Source organism: Prauserella muralis, assembly GCF_003202285.1.
GTDB lineage: Bacteria > Actinomycetota > Actinomycetes > Mycobacteriales > Pseudonocardiaceae > Prauserella_B > Prauserella_B muralis.
Genome location: NZ_MASW01000002.1, coordinates 1668866 through 1685417 on the forward strand (window position 1 = coordinate 1668866; position 16552 = coordinate 1685417).

Sequence of the window (16552 nt, forward strand, 5' to 3'; positions counted from 1 at the left end):
CGTCGCTCAGGTCCGCCTCGGCGCGGCCTCGGGACCGTCGATGCGCTCGCAGGCGGCCAGGGCCGCACGGTTGTCGGCGGCCAGCGCGCGAGCCAGCACAACCAGCTCGACCACCCGCGGATCGGCCACCCGGTAGTAGCACCAGCGGCCCTCCCGGCGGGCCTGCACATAGCCACAGTCGGCCAAACACGCCAGATGGCTGGAGACGCGGCCCTGCGACAAGCCGATGTGGGCCACGCAATCGCTGACCGAGTGCTCGCCGTCGAGCAGGAACGCTAGGAGCCGCAGCCGACTCGGATCACCGAGGGCACGGAAGAACTTCGCCACCGTGCCCACGTCGGCTCCCTCACCGAGCAACCCGGAGACCAGGGCGGGGTTCGCGGCCTCACTCATAAGGGGATTCCTCCCAACCATCCTGTACATATTCGCCAAGGCGGATACCATTAGGCGAGAATATATCCGGCATGACGAATACGAACAGGTGGGGCCACGCATGGCCGCGAGGAAGGGAGGGTCGACATGGCCTTCGATCTGGCGATCATCGGTTCCGGGGGTGGTGCCTTCGCGGCGGCAATCGCCGCCCGGCGGGAGGACCGCGCGGTCGTGATGATCGAGCGCGGCACCGTCGGGGGCACGTGTGTGAACACCGGCTGCGTACCGTCGAAGGCGCTGCTGGCCGCGGCGGAGGCCCGGCACGTGGCGCTCTCGGCCGAGCGATTCCCGGGGTTGCGGGCCAGCGCCGATGAGGTCGCCCTCGCCGAGCTGATCGAGGGTAAAGCCGACTTGGTGGCCGGAATGCAGCAGGACAAATATATCGGCCTGGCCGCCGAGTACGGCTGGGAGATCATCACCGGCCAAGCCCGGTTCATCGATGGCCCCGCGCTGGAAGTCAGCGTGGCTGACGGCGGGACGCGCCGCATCGAGGCCGAGCACTACCTCATCGCTACCGGCTCGGCCCCGTGGACCCCACCCGTGGACGGGCTAGCCGAGGTGGGCTACCTGACCTCGACCACGGCCATGGAACTCAAAACCCTGCCCGAGTCAATGCTCGTGGTCGGCGGGAACTACGTTGGGCTGGAACAAGCCCAACTGTTCTCCCGCCTGGGGGCGCGCATCGACGTCGTGGAGATGGAAGATCGACTCGCACCGGCCGAGGAACCCGAGATCTCTCACGCTCTGGTACACGTCTTCGCCGGCACCGGGATCTGCGTGCACGCCGGCACGGTCCTCACCCGCGTGCGCCTCGAGAACGGGCAGGTGGTCGCCGACCTGCGCGACTCGCACGGACACACCCGCCAGCTGCGGGCCGACGAGCTGCTCATGGCTACCGGCCGCAAACCCGTCACCGACGGGCTCGGTCTAGACGCCGTCGGGGTGACCATCGGCGAGCGCGGCCAGATCGTCACCGACGAACAGCTGCGTACCGACACCCCGAGCATCTGGGCCGCCGGCGATGTGACCGGGCACCCCCAGTTCGTCTACGTCGCCGGCGCGCACGGCGCGATCGTAGTCGACAACGCCTTCCACCAGGCAGGCCGGACACCCGATTACCACCACCTGCCGCGGGTGACCTTCACCAACCCCCAGATCGCCGCGGCCGGGCTCACCGACGCCGAGGCCCAGGCGCAGGGCTACGACGTCGAATGCCGGGTGTTGCCGCTGGAACACGTACCCCGCGCCCTGGTCGACCGCGACACCCGCGGCCTGGTCAAGCTGGTCGCCGAACGCGACACCGGGCGGCTGCTCGGCGCGCACGTGCTGGCCGACGGTGCCGGTGACGTGATCGCCGCGGCCGTGTACGCGCTGCACAACCAGATGAGTGTCGACGAGATAGGCGAGCTGTGGTGCCCCTATCTGACCATGGCCGAAGCATTGAAGCTCGCCGCCCAAACCTTCACCCGCGACGTGGCCAAGCTCTCCTGCTGCGCCGCCTGAAAGCCACTGCACCAGAAAGGTGCCGATCGTGGCGACCGAACGCGAAACAGATAAGGTCCACACAGGACGCGGTGGACGCCGCTCACGGCCAACCGGTGGAGGAGATTCGGCGCGCCCTGGTGACCTCGCCGGACATCGAATACGACGACCAGGGCCGGATCGTCGGCGCCGGCCTGACGCTGCGGCCCGCCCCGCATCGCTTCGATCGACGGGTGGCAGCTCAACACGTGGTGCGCCATGGACGCCCACGCCTCGCCATCGACGCCAGCGGAGTCCCCAGCATCGTCCGAGCGACAGCCGTGGTCTCGCTGGTCACTCCCGACGATCTGACATCGGTACGCACGGCGTTCTGCAACCACGTGCAATTCTTCGCCAGCCAGCAGCCGCGCGGCCGTGGTTAGCGATTTGCTGAGGCACGTGACCTCGGCGGAACCTCACCGTCTCGTCATGCGGAGCCGGCAGGGTGTTCAGCCGAGCGCCTGGCGCAGGGTGAAGGTGCGCCCGCCGTCGCGGGATGCGTGGATGCCCGTCTCGGTGGCGACGTAGACCTCGGAGTTTCCGTTCGTCGCCAGGGCTTGCGGTGCGCCGGGTACCTGGCCCGCCGCAGACCACGAGGCGCCGCCGTCCTTGCTGGTATGGACCCTGCCGTCCGGATCGATACCGATCAGCGTGCCCTCTGCGGGCCAGCCGAGGAGCAGGAGGACGGGGGCTTCTGCCATGGCGGCGAAGGTGCGGCCGCCGTCGGTGCTGCGTGCGGGGCCCTCCTCGGTGGTTGCCAGCAGTGTGTCCGCGTTTGTCGGGTGGACGGTGAAGTCGGCGAGCGCGATGCGTGCGCGCCGGTCCCAGTTCTGCCGGTCGGCGGTGACCATGAGTTGCTGGGTCTGGCTGTCGTAGCCGTAGACCAGCTTGTGCTTGGCTTCGAGAGCGTGGAAGTCGGTTTCCCCGGAAAGTGACAGGGACTTCCATGTCTGGCCCGCGTCGGTGCTTTCGATCAGGCCGAGGTGTGGCGGGAGGTCCTCGTCCGGGTCGGGGTGGCCGCTGCCGAGGAAGTGCCGTGGGCCGACGATGGTGAACCCCATCGTGTCCTGCTGCCGGTCCGCGATCAGCTCGGGGTCGCCCTGGTCGGGAAGCCGGAACACGCCGTAGTGGCTCGCGGCGTAGAGGGTGCCGTCGGCGGGGTCGACGCCGAGGCCGTGCACGTGTCCGAGCGTGGGTGCTGCGTCGGCCTCATTGTCCGCCGCCTGCTCGCCGGTTTGACCGCACCCGGCAAGCGCGACAGCGGCGATCACGGCCACTGCGCCGGTACTGATGCTGTTGCGCTGCGTCACCGTGCTGTCGCTCCTTCGTGCGTTGCCTCCGCGTGCCAGTGGAACTATATCGGTTAGTAGTTCCCGGCAGCGGTGGCGGCTACGCAAAGCAGCGCGTATCGAAGCGATGGCGCCGGAGCTGCCCGGCGCCACCGCTTCTGCTACTTCGATCGCTCGGTGGCGCTGAACCCGTTTCTGGCGTGTGACCCGTCGCAGAAGGGCTTCTTTGCTGACATTCCGCAGCGGCACAGGAGCGTCGTGCGCCCGGGACCCAATTCATAGCTGTTGTTCTCGTGGTCGACGAGCCGGATCGGGCCTTTGATCTGATAGGGACCGTTGTCCACCGTCTTAACCACGATGGGGTCGGAGCTCGGTTCGGTGCTCATGGCTTACTGGGCGACTTCGTAGCCGGCGTCCGCGATCGCCGCCCGGACGAGCTCGCTGTCGATCGGTGCGTCGCTGATCACCGTGACCTCACCGGTCGCGATGTCGACATCGACGTCGTTGACACCGGCCACGCCGGTGACCGCGGTGGTCACCTTGTTCATACATCCCGAGCAGGTCATGCCTTTGACGGTGTAGGTGCTCGCGCTCATTGATTTCCCTTCGGCGATGGCAATCCCGAACTTAACACTACGGGGGTAGGGTATCAAGTGTCGCAGGCTCGCCGGGGCGGAGCTCGATACCGTGCGCGCGGTGCTAGTCCCACAGCCACCGCGCGGCGTGCTGCCCGAGCGCTGCAGCCAGCGGGCTCGGGCTGACGTCGACGACCGTCGCGTGCCACTGTCGCGACCGGGCGGCGACGGCGACCTCTGATCCGATGAAGCCCGCTCCGACGATCACCACGTGACCTGGCGTGCCGTGCGGACGGTGCGCAGCCGCTCGGCGTCCTCAACTGTCCGCAGCTCCATGCCAGGTACCCGACCCGGCAGGCGCCGGGCACGGACGCCTGTGGCGAGGACGGCAGCATCGAAGGCGACCAGTCGATCGTCGTCGAGCTCCACGTACCCGCCCGTCACATCCAGGCTGGTCGCCGTGACACCGCGTTGCCAGCGCACGTCTGCTGTGGTGGACAGGGGTACTCCAGACCCGTCTATGCTGTATAGTGCGACCTTCGACAATGGCGGCCGGGCATAGGGATAGTGCGGTTCCGCACTGACACCGAGCAGCTCGCCGCTGAAACCACGGCTGCGAAGTGCCTCCGCGGTCCGCAAGCCCGCGACGCCGCCGCCGACGATGACGATCGCTGGCTCGCGCAACTTATGCCTGGCCATCCTCGAGGACCTGGATGGCTAGCGCTGGGCACCCCTGAGCGGCGCGGATGACGTTGTCCCGCTCAGATTCGCCAGGCTCGGAGACGAACTGTGTGTACCCGTCCTCGTCGATCCAGAAGACCTCCGGAGCGGTCAACGCGCACAGGCCGTGTCCCTCGCACTTGTCGAAGTCGATGGTGACTCGCACCGCTCGTCCTCTCATTGACTGCCTTACCCCCCTATGGCATATATGGACGTGTCGGTGAGTCCGGATGCTCCTTCCTTGAATACGGGTAAGGGGTAAAGTCGAGCTCATCGACCCAGGCGAGGAGATGGCAATGCGGGGATACACCGGAGACAAGGACGCCTACCTCAAGCGGCTGCGCCGTATCGAGGGGCAGATCCGGGGCTTGCAGCGGATGGTCGAGAACGACGAGTACTGCATCGACGTGCTCACGCAGATCGCGGCCGCGACCAAGGCGCTGCAGGCGGTGTCCCTCGGGCTGATGGACGAGCACCTCAAACACTGCGTGGCAGAGGCGATCGCCGAGGGCGGCGAGACCGCGGACGCGAAGGTGCGCGAGGCCAGCGATGCCATTGCCCGGCTCGTCCGTTCTTGACGCAGAAAGGGAAGACAGATGGCTCAGCAGACCTACACCGTGACCGGTATGACGTGCGAGCACTGCGTGCGTTCGGTGACCGAGGAGGTCGGCGCCATTGACGGGGTGACCGACGTGGCCGTGGACCTGCCCACGGGCGAGGTCGTCGTGACCAGCGACCAGGAGTTGGGCGCCGACGAGATGCGCGCCGCCGTGGAAGAGGCCGGATACCAGCTGACCGCATAACGCGGCGCAGCACGGCAGATAGGAAGCTCATGAACACTGCAGGGAAGCTCTCCGCCTACGGTGTAGCCCTCGCCCTCGTCGCCGGTGGCGCGTGGGCGGTCGGCACCGCTGTCGGTCCCCTCACCAGCGAAGCTGGCACGCACGGTACCGAGGACGCCGCGCACAGGGACAGCAACAGCGACACCGTCGCGGAGACCACGCAGCCCGATGAGCCTGCGGGGCTCGCGTCGTCCAGGGGCGGTTACACCCTCGCGCCCACCAGTACGACGCTGACCCCGGGGACCACCAACCAGTTCTCCTTCCAGATCACCGGGCCCGACGGCGAGCCGGTCACCCGCTTCGACGTCGAGCACGAGAAGCGCATGCACCTCATCGTGGTGCGCCGCGACACGGCCGGGTTCCAGCACGTGCACCCGGAGATGAGCGCCGATGGCACCTGGACGGTGCCGCTGAACGCCGCGCGGGCGGGCAGCTACCGGGTGTTCGCCGACTTCGCCCCGGCCGGAGGCGAGGCCACCACGCTCGGCGTCGACCTGGCCGTGCCGGGCGACTTCCAGCCCAAGACCTACGCGCCGTCACGGGTGGCGGAGGTCGACGGGTACCGGGTGCGCCTCGACGGCGAGCTCGTGCCGGGGCGCACGTCGAAGGTGACGCTGACGGTCACCAAGGACGGCAAGGACGTCACCAACCTGCAGCCCTACCTCGGTGCTTACGGGCACCTGGTCGCGCTGCGTGGCGGGGACCTCGCCTACCTGCACGTCCACCCCGATGGCGAACCCGGTGACGGAGTCACGAAGCCCGGACCTGACGTCACTTTCTACGCGGAGGTCCCCTCCGCCGGCACATATCGGCTGTTCCTGGACTTCCAGCACAACGGCAAGGTCCGCACCGCCGCATTCACCGTGCCCGCTGCCGGGGCCACGCAGGCGCAAGCACCGGTGACCGGTGACGGCCATGGCGGCCACGGTTGACCAGCGATCCAGGAAGGGGCACCACGATGACTTCTGACCTGCACGATTCCCAGCAGGCCGCCGGTCGCGACATCGAACTGGCGATCGGCGGCATGACCTGCGCCTCCTGCGCGATGCGCATCGAACGCAAGCTCAACAAACTCGACGGCGTCACCGCCACGGTCAACTACGCCACCGAGAAGGCCAAGGTCAGCTTCCCCAGCGACCTCGACCCAAGTCAGCTCGTGGAACAGGTCGAGGCGGCCGGCTACTCGGCCACGCTGCCGCAACCGAAGAAGACCGAACCAGAGATGGAGTCGGGCGCCGAGGAGGACGATCCCACCCGGTCGCTGCGGCAGCGGCTGTTCGGATCGCTGGCGCTCTCGGTGCCGGTGATCGCATTGGCCATGATCCCTGCCCTGCAGTTCACCTACTGGCAGTGGATCTCGCTGACCCTCGCCGCGCCCGTGGTCGTGTGGGCGGGGTGGCCGTTTCACAAGGCGGCGTGGGCGAACCTGCGGCACGGCGCGGCCACGATGGACACGCTGATCTCGATGGGCACGCTCGCCGCATTCGGCTGGTCGCTGTACGCGCTGCTGTTCGGCAGCGCCGGCGAGCCCGGCATGACGCACCCGTTCGAGCTGACCATCCAGCGCATCAGCGGCGACGCCAACATCTATCTCGAGGTCGCCGCCGGGGTGACGACGGCGATCCTGGCGGGCCGGTATTTCGAGGCCCGGTCCAAGCGACGTGCGGGCGCGGCCCTGCGGGCGTTGCTCCAGCTCGGCGCGAAGGACGTGGCCGTGCTCCGCAACGGTCGCGAAGAGCGCATCCCCACCGATCAACTGGCGGTGGGCGATCAGTTCGTCGTCCGGCCGGGCGAGAAGATCGCCACCGACGGCGTCATCGAAGAAGGTAACTCCGCGGTCGACGCGAGCATGCTCACCGGGGAGTCGGTGCCCGTCGAGGTCGGGCCTGGCGACACCGTGGTGGGCGCGACCGTGAACTCGGGCGGAAGACTGGTGGTCCGGGCGACCCGAATCGGTTCGGACACGCAGCTGGCGCAGATGGCCAAGCTCGTCGAGGAAGCGCAGACGGGCAAGGCAGCCGTGCAGCGGCTGGCCGATCGTATCTCCGCGGTGTTCGTGCCCATCGTCATCGCCCTTGCGGTCGGCACCCTGGCCTTCTGGCTCGGCACCGGCGGCTCCGTCGCCGCCGCTTTCACCGCCGCGGTCGCGGTGCTGATCATCGCCTGCCCGTGCGCGCTGGGCCTCGCCACGCCCACTGCGCTGTTGGTCGGCACGGGCCGGGGTGCCCAGCTGGGCATCCTGATCAAGGGGCCGGAGGTGCTGGAGTCCACCCGGCGCATCGACACGATCGTGCTGGACAAGACCGGCACGGTGACCACTGGCAAGATGGCGCTGGCCGACGTGCATGTCGCCGACGGTGTGGACGCCGACGAGGTCCTGCGCCTGGCCGGTGCGTTGGAGAACGCTTCAGAGCACCCGATCGCGCAAGCCATTGCGCGCGGCGCAGCGGACAGGGTCGGGCAGCTGCCCGCCGTGGCGGAGTTCACCAACGTCGAAGGTCTCGGCGTACAGGGCATCGTCGAGGGCCGTGCTGTGCTCGTCGGTCGCGCCGCGCTACTCGAAGAGTGGAGCCAGCGTCTCACAACCGAGTTGGCCGAGGCCAAGGCTTCGGCGGAGCAGCAGGGCAAGACCGCGGTGACGGTCGGCTGGGACGGCCAGGCGCGTGCCGTGCTCGTGGTCGCCGACACCGTCAAACTCACCTCGGCGGAGGCGATCACGCAACTGCGGGAGCTCGGGCTCACGCCAGTGCTGCTCACCGGTGACAACGAAGCAGTGGCTCGTACAGTGGCCGCCGATGTCGGCATAGACGAGGTGATCGCCGAGGTGCTGCCGAAGGACAAAGTGGACGTCGTGAAGCGCCTGCAGTCCGAGGGCAAGGTCGTGGCCATGGTCGGCGACGGCATCAACGACGCCGCCGCGCTCGCGCAGGCGGATCTCGGCCTGGCGATGGGGACCGGCACTGACGTCGCCATCGAGGCCAGCGACCTCACCCTGGTGCGCGGCGATCTCCGGGTAGCTGCTGACGCGATCCGGTTGTCGCGCAAGACCTTGCGCACCATCAAGGGCAACCTGTTCTGGGCCTTCGCCTACAACGTGTCGGCGCTTCCTCTCGCCGCGGCCGGGCTGCTGAACCCCCTCATCGCCGGTGCCGCCATGGCGTTCAGCTCGGTGTTCGTGGTCGGCAACAGCTTGCGGTTGCGTAGCTTCCGCAGCGCGACGACCGCCACCGTGCCGGCGACCGATGCGACGGATGCGGTGGTCAAGGAGCCGGTCGCCGCCCGGTAACGCACGAACCACAACAGAAACGGTACCCGTGCCGTCGGTGCTCACCGCACTGTCCTCGGTGAGCGCCGACGGCCATGCTGCGCGTGCAGGAGTCCGAACTGCTGTCAAGCACATCCCCGGACCTCGCACTCCGGGTGGTCGACGTTCTTCGACCTGATGCGCTTGCAGCCGGGCACCGAACATCCCACGTCATCGACGTGATCGACCGCGTACCGGGGCTGGGTCCGCGGGCCGAAAGACCCGAATCGCGCTGTCCTTCGGCTCTGCGCTGAACCAGGCATGGTGCGGTCTCCTGGCAGTACCCGCAAACAGCTGACACTGCTCCCGGAAGGGGTTTGACCATGACACGAAGGATCGGGGTTCTCGGCGCAAGCATCGCCGCCGCGGTCGCGCTGCTGACAGCGGTGCCGACGCAGGCGGCTACCGGTCGTGACTTCGGCGCCCATGTCTCATCCTGTGCGCGGACGATGGGGCTCGACGGCGACCACAACCCAGGCAGGCACAGCGGCTACGCAGGATGGGACGGCCATACCTGCCCCTGAACCCACGCCTCGCCGAGCCGCTCTTGGTTGGCACAGGCGCCTCCGCAGCTCAGCTTGTTCGATGTCGGCGGCTGACGAGAAGCACACCGGCGATGAACAGCAAGCCAGCCATCGGATAGCCGGTCAGCAGGTCCTGCAGCCCTGTGGTGGGGAGGAATTGCAGACGGCCAAGGTGCACGACGATGTGGACCAGGGTCATTACCACGCCGATTCCCATAATGATGAAACCCGCAATCCGCCAGACCAGCCGGCGCCGGTATGCCGCGGTGTAGGTCACCTTCTGGGGCTGGCGACGCCGGGGGTTGGCGGCTTTCTTGGGCACGTTCCCGGTTCCTCTCGCCGTAGCCAACGCCTTCTATGTACGATCCATCATAGTAGTCCACCTGGTGGAGTTCACGAGGGCGGTGGGCGGCGGCCGAGGTAGCGGAGGACGCGTCCGGCGAGCGTCAGGCTCACGGTTAGCAGGAGCAGGCTCGTGGCAAGGCGGACGTCGGCCCAGACACCGGCCGGTGCTGCCAGTGCTTGGGCGGCCATGCCCGTCGCCAGGACGGCGATTGCGGCCAGGCCGATCAGGCTGCGATGTGCACGCACCATGCGACTCACCTGCCTACAGGTGCTGGGCTGGCGTGCTGACGGCTTCCAGGACGGTCAGCACGATGATCGCCACCAGGACGAGTGCTCCGAGGATCATGGCGACCGGTCGTTGCCGCCAGTAGCGGCGGCGGTTGTGGTCGAGGAAGGGGAGCGCGACCAGCAGCGCGAACAGAGCGGCAGCGCCCCAGAGGATGCCGGAGAGACCGACCCAGTTCTCCAAGGTGAACATCCACCAGAACATCCACCGCGGGCGGGTGACCTCGATTCCCTCGACAGGGGTGGCGCCGATGCCTGGCGGGAACAGGACCGCGAGCACGCCAAGGCCGCCGAGCAGGACCAGGCCGAGCGCGCCGATGTGGCGCAGGTGGTGGGTGAACGGCTCGGCCGGTTCACCGCTCTCGGTCGGGTTGTCCGGGCGTGGCGAGATCTTGTGGTATTTCACCAGCAGGGCGTGCAGGGCGAACAACGCGAGGATCAGGCCGGGGATGATGGCCACGTGCGCGACGTAGAGCCGCACCACGATCGGCACCCCTTCGGAGAAGGAGTCGGAGAACCAGAATCCGAGCCCGCCGAGCAGCCGGCCCAGCTCCAGGTTGTGGGCGAGTGCCTCGAAGCCTTCCTGATCCCACTTGAGCACGGTTCCGGTGAACAGTGCTCCGATGATCAGGGCGAACATGGCCACGCCGACCAGCCAGTTCGCCTCGCGGGGTCGTTTGTAGGAGCCGGTGACGTAGATCCGCAGCAGGTGCAGGATCGCCAGTACGTACATGGCTTCGGCGGCCCAGAAGTGCAGACCACGCACCCAGCGTCCCAAGTAGATGTTGTCGACGATGTCGCGCACGGACTGGTTGGCGGCTGTGGGGTCGGGGTTGTAGAACTGGGCGAGCGCAATCCCGGTGACGGTCAGGATCAGCAGCGCGACGGCGGTGAGGCCGCCGAGGCTGTAGCTGATTGTGTTGGCGTGGGCGGGCACCGGGTATTGGACGGCTTTGATGCCGAGCCGGTCGTCGATGGTGTCCAGGGCGCGATGGCCCCAGCGGCGCCGCTCGACCGCGGCCGGGGCCTCGTGGGTGTTCAGCTTGGGCTTCATCGTCGCATCACCTCACGGGGCCTGGGCCGGGGTGGGGCAGGCGGCGGGGGCGCAGTCGCAGCGACAGCGCGACGCCGCCAAGGCCGGCGGCCGCGGAGAGCGCCAGAATGATCCAGTCGCCGCCGTTGAACCCGTTCCGGCCAGGCCGTGGGTCGAGCGCGGCGACGGTGCCGCTGTCCATTCCGGTGGGCCGGGCGGGCTGGCCGATCGGCGCCGGCTCATCCGAGCCGAGGTGCACGCGCGCGCCGAGGGAGCGCTCGAGCAGGGCACGCACCTGGTGCAGGTCGCCGCCCTCCAGAGCCTGCTCGGCCCGCTCCACCAGCGGCATCCGCACCTGCGAGGCGTCCGGAGCCTCGAGGGCGTCGCCGACCTTGTCTTCGATGCCCTCCATGTCTCCGGGAGTGTTGACGATCAATGCGATCGCCTGGCGAACGAAGTCATACGCGCGATCGGTGCCCTCGTCGCCGTCCGCCGCGGCCACTTGAGGGGTCAGCAGCAGCGCCAACGCCGCCAGCACTCCGGTCGTCGTCAGCAGTCGGCGCACGTCAATGAACGTCATGCAGCTCCTCCGTCGAGTCCGACCTTCTGCAGACGTGCACCCTCGCTCACCGGCGCGCCCTGCGACTAGGGGCCTACGACCCTGCCTAGTAGGACACTGTTCCCTGGTGCCGTGAGTGTCCGCGGGACGAACCTCGAGGAAACGCGAGAGTCCCGCCTGGGAAGGAAGTGGATGACGATGGGTATCGCTCGACGGCTGGCCCTGCTGTTCCGGGTGAAGGCGAACAAGGCACTCGATCGCGCTGAGGATCCGCGTGAGGTGCTGGATTATTCCTACGAGCGCCAGGTGGAGATGCTGGCCAAGGTACGGCGGGGGCTGGCCGATGTGGCCACCAGCCGCAAACGGGTCGAGCTACAGATTCGGCTGGCACGGCAGGCCGCCGACCGGCTCCAGCAGCAGGCGAGCCACGCGGTCGAGCTGGGCAAGGACGAGCTGGCGCGCGAGGCGTTGACACGGCGCTCGGCGGCGCTGGCGCAGATCGATCAGCTGCAACCCCAGGCGGACGCGCTAAAGTCCGAAGAGGACAAGCTCACGGTGGCCTCGCAGCGGCTGCAGGAGAAGGTGGAGGCGTTCCGCACCCGTAAGGAGACCATCAAGGCCACCTACACCGCCGCCGAGGCGCAGAGCAAGATCGGCGAGGCTGTGTCCGGGATCTCCGAGGAGATGGGCGACGTCGGCCTGGCGATGCAGCGCGCCGAGGACAAGACCGCCCAGATGGCGTCGCGCGCCCAGGCGCTCGATGAGCTGATGGCATCTGGTGCCTTGGACGACGCGTCACTGCCGCTCGGCCAGCGCGACGACATCCAGGCGGCGCTGGAGGCCGCCAAGGGCGGCGAAGCCACTGTCGAGGGCCAGCTCGCCCAGCTGAAGGCACAGATCGCTGCCCCGCAGGCACCGGCCCAGCTCGCAACCGGCGAGGGCACCCAGCAGGAGAAGGAGGCGTGATCGTGATCATCCGCATTCTCGGCGAGGGCCAATACGAGGTCGACGACAGCCGCGTCGACGAGCTCAACGTCCTGGACACCCAGCTTCAGGAGGCAGTCGAGGAAGGCGACGCCGATCTGCTGGGCCCGGTGCTCGCCGCGCTGCTCACCGCCGTCCGCGAGCGCGGTGCTCCGGTTGCGGCCGAGGTCCTCGTCCCGTCCGAGCTGGTGCTTCCGGCCCCCGACGCCAGCCTGTCCGAGATCCGGGCGATGCTGAGCGACGACGGCCTGATCCCGGGGTGAGTACGATGCGGACCCGGTTCCGTCCCGACCGCCAGCTCACCGCACGCATGCTGGTGACCATGTTCCTGCTCGGGCTGGTGTACGTGGCGTTCATCGCCGCGCTGGTCGTACTTGTCGACTCGGTGGTCGTGGTGGTGCTCATCGCGGCTGGGGTGCTGGCCGCGCAGTGGTGGTTCTCCGACCGGATCGCCCTGTTCGCCATGCGGGCCCGCATTGTCACCCCTGAGCAGGAGCCGCGGCTGCACGCGCTCGTCGACCGGTTGTGCGCTACCGCGAACATGCCCAAGCCCAGGGTGGCGGTTGCCGACACCGAGCTGCCCAACGCGTTCGCCACCGGTCGCAGCACCACGCGGGCAGTGCTCTGCGTGACTACCGGGTTGACGCGGAGGCTGGAGACCGAGGAACTGGAGGGCGTGCTCGCGCACGAGCTCTCGCACATCGCGCACCGCGACGTCGTCGTGATGACCGTCGCCTCGTTCCTCGGTGTCCTGGCCGGGCTCATCGCCCGGTTCGCGTTCTACTCAAGCCTCGTCGGCGGGGGCCGCCGGGGTGGCCGCGACAGCGGGCAGGTCTTTCTGATGATCCTGCTCGTGATGGCTGTTTCCGTGGCCGTATACGCGATCAGCTTCCTGCTCATCCGCGCGCTGTCACGTTACCGGGAGCTGGCCGCCGACCGTGCGGGCGCGATGCTCACCGGTCAGCCTTCCGCGCTGGCCTCGGCGCTGACCAAGGTCAGTGGGGATATGCGGATTATTCCGACCCGCGATCTGCGGGCGGCGGAGGCGTTCAACGCGTTCTTCTTCGCGCCCGCTCTGGGATCGGGTGTGAGCCTGTCCAGTCTGCTGTCCACCCACCCGACCCTGCAGAAGCGGCTGGACCAGCTCGCCAGCCTGTCCGCCCAGCTGTGACAGGCGGTGCGAACCCATGGGATTCCTCGACACGTTGCTCGGGCGGACGAAACCGGTCAAACCCAACCTGGATGTCCTGTTCGCGATCCCGGGTGCCGCCTACACGCTGGAAGCCGCGCTCGGAATGACGCCGACGGGCGCCGGCGCGGTGTGCTTCAAGGAGGCCGAAGGCGGGGCCGCCGCGCGAACGCGGGCCGATATCCGGGCGCTGCTGGACCTCGATCACACGACGGGCGTCACCATCAGCGAGGACGAGTACGGCTACACCTGGATCACCTGCGAACAGTCCACGGTGGATCTTCCGGCGCTGATGACGCAGCTGCATGCGGTCAACGCCACCCTCGCCGACGCCGGGTTCGGGCCTTCGCTGCTGTGCACGATCGTCGGCTTCGCAGGTACAACCGGTGACGAACGACGGCTTGGTCTCGTCTACCTGTTCAAGCGCGGCACCGTCTACCCCTTCGCCCCGACCGGCGCGCAGCGGCGGGACACCGAGCTGGAGATGCGTGCCCGTGCGGAGATCGCGGGCGAATTGCCCGTCGAGCCCGAGCTCGAACGGTGGTTCCCGATCTGGTCGGCGCCGGTGCCCTGACGGCGATCACGGCAGGAGACGGTGATGGAACAGCTCAGGCAAGTGGTGGTCGGTTCCTCCGTGGCCCTCGTGATCCTGCTCGGTGGCATGTTCGTCATCGCGCTTGTCGCCGTGGCGATCGTCTGGACGATGCGGCGCCGCGCTCGGCGCCTAGACAGTGACCCCTCCTGTGCCGAGCTGCGCCGGTTCTTACCGGCTGACGCCACGGCACCGGCGGATACCACCGCGCCCGTACGGGAGCACGTCGACCCGCTGTCCGCGGAGGCGGACGCGGTCCGCCAGCTGCTGGCCGGGGAGATCGACCGCGCGGCGTATCGCGCCCGGATGCGCGAGGTCGCTCTGAAACCGGCGCAACGACGCGGGCATCTCAGGCGGAAGCAGTGATCGGCGTGCCTGCGGAGGGTGCGGTCCTTCTCTTTGCTGCTGCTGGTGTTTCCACTGCTTGGGGCGGCCTTCCTGCTCTGCGGGCGACGTCGCGCCGACCGTGTGGCGCATCTGGTCGGCTGCGCGGCACCGCTGGCGAGCCTGGCCCTCGGCGTGCTTGCCTTCGTGCAGATGCTGGGCTACGAACCCACCCACCGAGCTCGGGGCGTGCCGCTGTTCTCGTGGATTCCGGTCGCCGGGCTCCGGGTCGATGTGGGCTTGCTGTTGGTGCTCGCTTCTGGCGGCACAAGCCCTCCGCCGCAACCGTGGCGATCTCGCGACGCTCGGCACGATCCTCGCCGCGTTCTACATCCTGTGGATGTACCAGCGCACCATGCACGGGCCGACTCCCCGTCCGGTGCAGCGCATGCGCGAGCTCAACCACCGCGAGGTGTGGGCGGTGGCGCCCCTGCTGATGCTGATCGTCGCCTTCGGCGTCTACCCAAGCCGCTGCTCGACGTCATCACCCCGGCCGTCGAGGGCACCATGACCATGCTCGGCGTCTCTGACCCCAGCCCTGCGGTACCCGCCGCCAGTGGATCCCGCGCCCCGAGCCGGACACCCTGATCGTCGCCCGGTCGGCCCGGCGATCGGCGTGGACTCCTGTAACAAGGCAATGCGGTCAGCCGACTACCTACTATCACAAATAGTCTTATGTGAGGTAGTAGTAGTTAAGTTGGCTCGGGACGCGCGGCGCGGGAAGCCGCGCCGCGTTCGCGATGATCCCAGCGGATGTGCTACTCGACCCAGATGGAGGTAGCTGTGTCACTCGTCGGCGTAAAACACCGTGGCCGGGCCGAACACTCCTCGCGCGCCGCCGCCGCTGCCGTCCAGTATCAGGATATGGCCGAGGCTCTCGGGTATGCCGCCGCGCACGATGGTTGGGGTCCATCCGCCCGATACTTCTACTCCCGGCTGTACGTCGTGCAGGACTCGCTACGAGCCTGCCCCGGTGGGGAACTTCTCGATGTCGGATGTGGACCTGGCATGCTGGTACGTCGGCTCCTCGACACGCGCCCGGGCGATTTCCACATCACCGCATGTGATCAGTCTCGGGCGATGATCAAGGCGGCCGCCGACAGGGTCGCGGGCGCGGACGACGTCGACCTGACAGTGGCGCGCATCGAGGACCTGCCGTTTCCCGACGAAAGCTTCGACGTCGTCCTCGCCATGGGCGTCCTGGAATACACCGACGCGGCCCGCGCGCTGCGTGAGCTGGCCCGTGTCGTCCGCCCCGGCGGCCTCGTTCTGGTCACTATGCTCAACCCGCACGGCCCCTACCGGCTGTTCGAATGGGGTGTCTTCTGGCCGGCGCTTCGCCTGCTCGGCCGTCTCGAACGATTGCTGCATGTCCGGACAGGACGTCGCCACGGAGCGGCGGTCTCCGGCATCCGCGCCGTGGCCCCGGTACGGCTGCGGCGGATGCTGCGCGAGGTCGGACTGCGGCCTGAGGACATGGTCCACTACGACCTCACGCCGCTCGTGCCGCCACTGGACAGGGTGGCGAGGCGGTGGGCCCGAAACTGGCGAGCCCACCCCGAGCGGACGGTCAGCCGCGGGACGCGCCGATGGATGGGAACCGGCTACCTGGTGGCCGCTCGACGCCTGTGCCAGTGAGCCGAGACCCGTCATCGGGGCCGCTGCTCAGCTTCGATCGTCCTGATCTCGAGCGTTCGGGCCACGTCGGTGAGCGTGACGATGCCGACGAGTCGGCCGGCGTCGAACTCCAAGGCGCGCCCCGCCGGTGTCGCGGGTCAGGTGTTCCAACAGTTCGGCGAGCGGTTGGTCCGGTGTCGTGGTCGGCACCTCGGCCAGCGGGATGGCGACATCCCGCACGGGTTTTGCCCGGGCAGCTCACGCAGGCGGGCGAGGGCGGTGTCGCGATCGGCCGCCCACGGGATTCCGCGGAGGTCCAGTCTGAGCTGGCAGGTAGGTCTGTCGTATCTGGTCATG

The 16552-nt window shown here is 68.3% G+C and carries 25 protein-coding genes; 14 read left to right on the plus strand and 11 right to left on the minus strand.

What is annotated here, in order from left to right; all coding sequences use genetic code 11:
• Positions 1 to 6: 6 nt before the first annotated feature.
• The gene (locus tag BAY60_RS19115) at positions 7 to 393 is read right to left on the minus strand and encodes an ArsR/SmtB family transcription factor (protein WP_112282251.1); all 387 of its coding nucleotides are present in this window, start codon (positions 391 to 393) and stop codon (positions 7 to 9) included.
• 126 nt (positions 394 to 519) lie between these two features.
• On the opposite strand from BAY60_RS19115, the gene merA reads away from it, so the two are divergent.
• Entirely contained in the window at positions 520 to 1935 is a 1416-nt protein-coding gene (gene merA / locus BAY60_RS19120) for a mercury(II) reductase (RefSeq protein WP_112282252.1), read from the plus strand.
• Positions 1936 to 2006: 71 nt separating this feature from the next.
• Positions 2007 to 2336: an organomercurial lyase gene (locus tag BAY60_RS19125; protein ID WP_211330396.1), complete on the plus strand. Its 330-nt coding sequence runs from the start codon at positions 2007 to 2009 to the stop codon at positions 2334 to 2336.
• Positions 2337 to 2402: 66 nt separating this feature from the next.
• On the opposite strand, the gene BAY60_RS19130 is transcribed toward BAY60_RS19125, so the two are convergent.
• From BAY60_RS19130 to BAY60_RS19150, 6 genes are all read right to left on the minus strand, one after another.
• On the minus strand, positions 2403 to 3263 hold the full coding sequence (locus BAY60_RS19130; protein ID WP_112282253.1) for a F510_1955 family glycosylhydrolase: 861 nt from the start codon (positions 3261 to 3263) through the stop codon (positions 2403 to 2405).
• Between the two features lie 140 nt (positions 3264 to 3403).
• Entirely contained in the window at positions 3404 to 3628 is a 225-nt protein-coding gene (locus BAY60_RS19135; RefSeq protein WP_112282254.1) for a CDGSH iron-sulfur domain-containing protein, read from the minus strand.
• Positions 3629 to 3631: 3 nt separating this feature from the next.
• Positions 3632 to 3838, minus strand: coding sequence for a heavy-metal-associated domain-containing protein (locus BAY60_RS19140; RefSeq protein WP_112282255.1), 207 nt, complete (start codon positions 3836 to 3838; stop codon positions 3632 to 3634).
• A gap of 103 nt (positions 3839 to 3941) precedes the next feature.
• Positions 3942 to 4085, minus strand: coding sequence for an NAD-binding protein (locus BAY60_RS37950; protein WP_245992612.1), 144 nt, complete (start codon positions 4083 to 4085; stop codon positions 3942 to 3944).
• Positions 4082 to 4516 (minus strand): FAD-dependent oxidoreductase, encoded by a 435-nt coding sequence (locus tag BAY60_RS19145; RefSeq protein ID WP_245992613.1) that lies wholly within the window; start codon positions 4514 to 4516, stop codon positions 4082 to 4084. The genes BAY60_RS37950 and BAY60_RS19145 overlap by 4 nt, the downstream gene beginning before the upstream one ends.
• Entirely contained in the window at positions 4503 to 4811 is a 309-nt protein-coding gene (locus BAY60_RS19150; RefSeq protein WP_342769775.1) for a ferredoxin, read from the minus strand. The genes BAY60_RS19145 and BAY60_RS19150 overlap by 14 nt, the downstream gene beginning before the upstream one ends.
• A 22-nt stretch (positions 4812 to 4833) precedes the next feature.
• Here BAY60_RS19150 and BAY60_RS19155 point away from each other — a divergent pair, with 22 nt between their 5' ends.
• The 5 genes from BAY60_RS19155 (at position 4834) to BAY60_RS19175 (ending at position 9207) form a co-directional block, all read left to right on the plus strand.
• Positions 4834 to 5115 (plus strand): metal-sensitive transcriptional regulator, encoded by a 282-nt coding sequence (locus BAY60_RS19155; RefSeq protein WP_112282257.1) that lies wholly within the window; start codon positions 4834 to 4836, stop codon positions 5113 to 5115.
• A gap of 18 nt (positions 5116 to 5133) precedes the next feature.
• Positions 5134 to 5340: a heavy-metal-associated domain-containing protein gene (locus BAY60_RS19160; protein WP_112282258.1), complete on the plus strand. Its 207-nt coding sequence runs from the start codon at positions 5134 to 5136 to the stop codon at positions 5338 to 5340.
• A 29-nt stretch (positions 5341 to 5369) separates the two neighbouring features.
• The gene (locus tag BAY60_RS19165; RefSeq protein WP_112282259.1) at positions 5370 to 6311 is read left to right on the plus strand and encodes a hypothetical protein; all 942 of its coding nucleotides are present in this window, start codon (positions 5370 to 5372) and stop codon (positions 6309 to 6311) included.
• A 26-nt stretch (positions 6312 to 6337) separates the two neighbouring features.
• Entirely contained in the window at positions 6338 to 8665 is a 2328-nt protein-coding gene (locus BAY60_RS19170) for a heavy metal translocating P-type ATPase (RefSeq protein ID WP_112282260.1), read from the plus strand.
• Positions 8666 to 9006: 341 nt separating this feature from the next.
• On the plus strand, positions 9007 to 9207 hold the full coding sequence (locus BAY60_RS19175; RefSeq protein ID WP_112282486.1) for a hypothetical protein: 201 nt from the start codon (positions 9007 to 9009) through the stop codon (positions 9205 to 9207).
• A 49-nt stretch (positions 9208 to 9256) separates the two neighbouring features.
• On the opposite strand, the gene BAY60_RS19180 is transcribed toward BAY60_RS19175, so the two are convergent.
• From BAY60_RS19180 to BAY60_RS19195, 4 genes are all read right to left on the minus strand, one after another.
• The gene (locus BAY60_RS19180) at positions 9257 to 9529 is read right to left on the minus strand and encodes an LPXTG cell wall anchor domain-containing protein (RefSeq protein WP_112282261.1); all 273 of its coding nucleotides are present in this window, start codon (positions 9527 to 9529) and stop codon (positions 9257 to 9259) included.
• A gap of 71 nt (positions 9530 to 9600) precedes the next feature.
• Positions 9601 to 9801 carry a hypothetical protein gene (locus BAY60_RS19185; protein ID WP_112282262.1) on the minus strand — a complete coding sequence of 67 codons (201 nt, stop codon included), beginning with the start codon at positions 9799 to 9801 and terminating at the stop codon, positions 9601 to 9603.
• 13 nt (positions 9802 to 9814) lie between these two features.
• Positions 9815 to 10891 carry a cytochrome b N-terminal domain-containing protein gene (locus tag BAY60_RS19190; protein ID WP_112282263.1) on the minus strand — a complete coding sequence of 359 codons (1077 nt, stop codon included), beginning with the start codon at positions 10889 to 10891 and terminating at the stop codon, positions 9815 to 9817.
• A gap of 7 nt (positions 10892 to 10898) precedes the next feature.
• Positions 10899 to 11450 (minus strand): hypothetical protein, encoded by a 552-nt coding sequence (locus BAY60_RS19195; protein ID WP_112282264.1) that lies wholly within the window; start codon positions 11448 to 11450, stop codon positions 10899 to 10901.
• Between the two features lie 177 nt (positions 11451 to 11627).
• On the opposite strand from BAY60_RS19195, the gene BAY60_RS19200 reads away from it, so the two are divergent.
• The 7 genes from BAY60_RS19200 (at position 11628) to BAY60_RS19230 (ending at position 16216) form a co-directional block, all read left to right on the plus strand.
• Positions 11628 to 12395, plus strand: coding sequence for a PspA/IM30 family protein (locus BAY60_RS19200; RefSeq protein WP_112282487.1), 768 nt, complete (start codon positions 11628 to 11630; stop codon positions 12393 to 12395).
• Positions 12392 to 12676 (plus strand): PspA-associated protein PspAA, encoded by a 285-nt coding sequence (gene pspAA, locus BAY60_RS19205; protein ID WP_245992615.1) that lies wholly within the window; start codon positions 12392 to 12394, stop codon positions 12674 to 12676. Before BAY60_RS19200 ends, pspAA begins: the two co-directional genes overlap by 4 nt.
• 5 nt (positions 12677 to 12681) lie before the next feature.
• Entirely contained in the window at positions 12682 to 13584 is a 903-nt protein-coding gene (htpX, locus tag BAY60_RS19210) for a zinc metalloprotease HtpX (RefSeq protein ID WP_112282265.1), read from the plus strand.
• A 16-nt stretch (positions 13585 to 13600) separates the two neighbouring features.
• Positions 13601 to 14176 carry a PspA-associated protein PspAB gene (gene pspAB / locus BAY60_RS19215; protein WP_112282266.1) on the plus strand — a complete coding sequence of 192 codons (576 nt, stop codon included), beginning with the start codon at positions 13601 to 13603 and terminating at the stop codon, positions 14174 to 14176.
• 24 nt (positions 14177 to 14200) lie between these two features.
• The gene (locus tag BAY60_RS19220; protein WP_112282267.1) at positions 14201 to 14560 is read left to right on the plus strand and encodes a hypothetical protein; all 360 of its coding nucleotides are present in this window, start codon (positions 14201 to 14203) and stop codon (positions 14558 to 14560) included.
• A gap of 250 nt (positions 14561 to 14810) precedes the next feature.
• Positions 14811 to 15089: a hypothetical protein gene (locus BAY60_RS19225; RefSeq protein WP_112282268.1), complete on the plus strand. Its 279-nt coding sequence runs from the start codon at positions 14811 to 14813 to the stop codon at positions 15087 to 15089.
• A gap of 272 nt (positions 15090 to 15361) precedes the next feature.
• Entirely contained in the window at positions 15362 to 16216 is an 855-nt protein-coding gene (locus BAY60_RS19230; RefSeq protein WP_342769776.1) for a class I SAM-dependent methyltransferase, read from the plus strand.
• Positions 16217 to 16552: the final 336 nt, after the last annotated feature.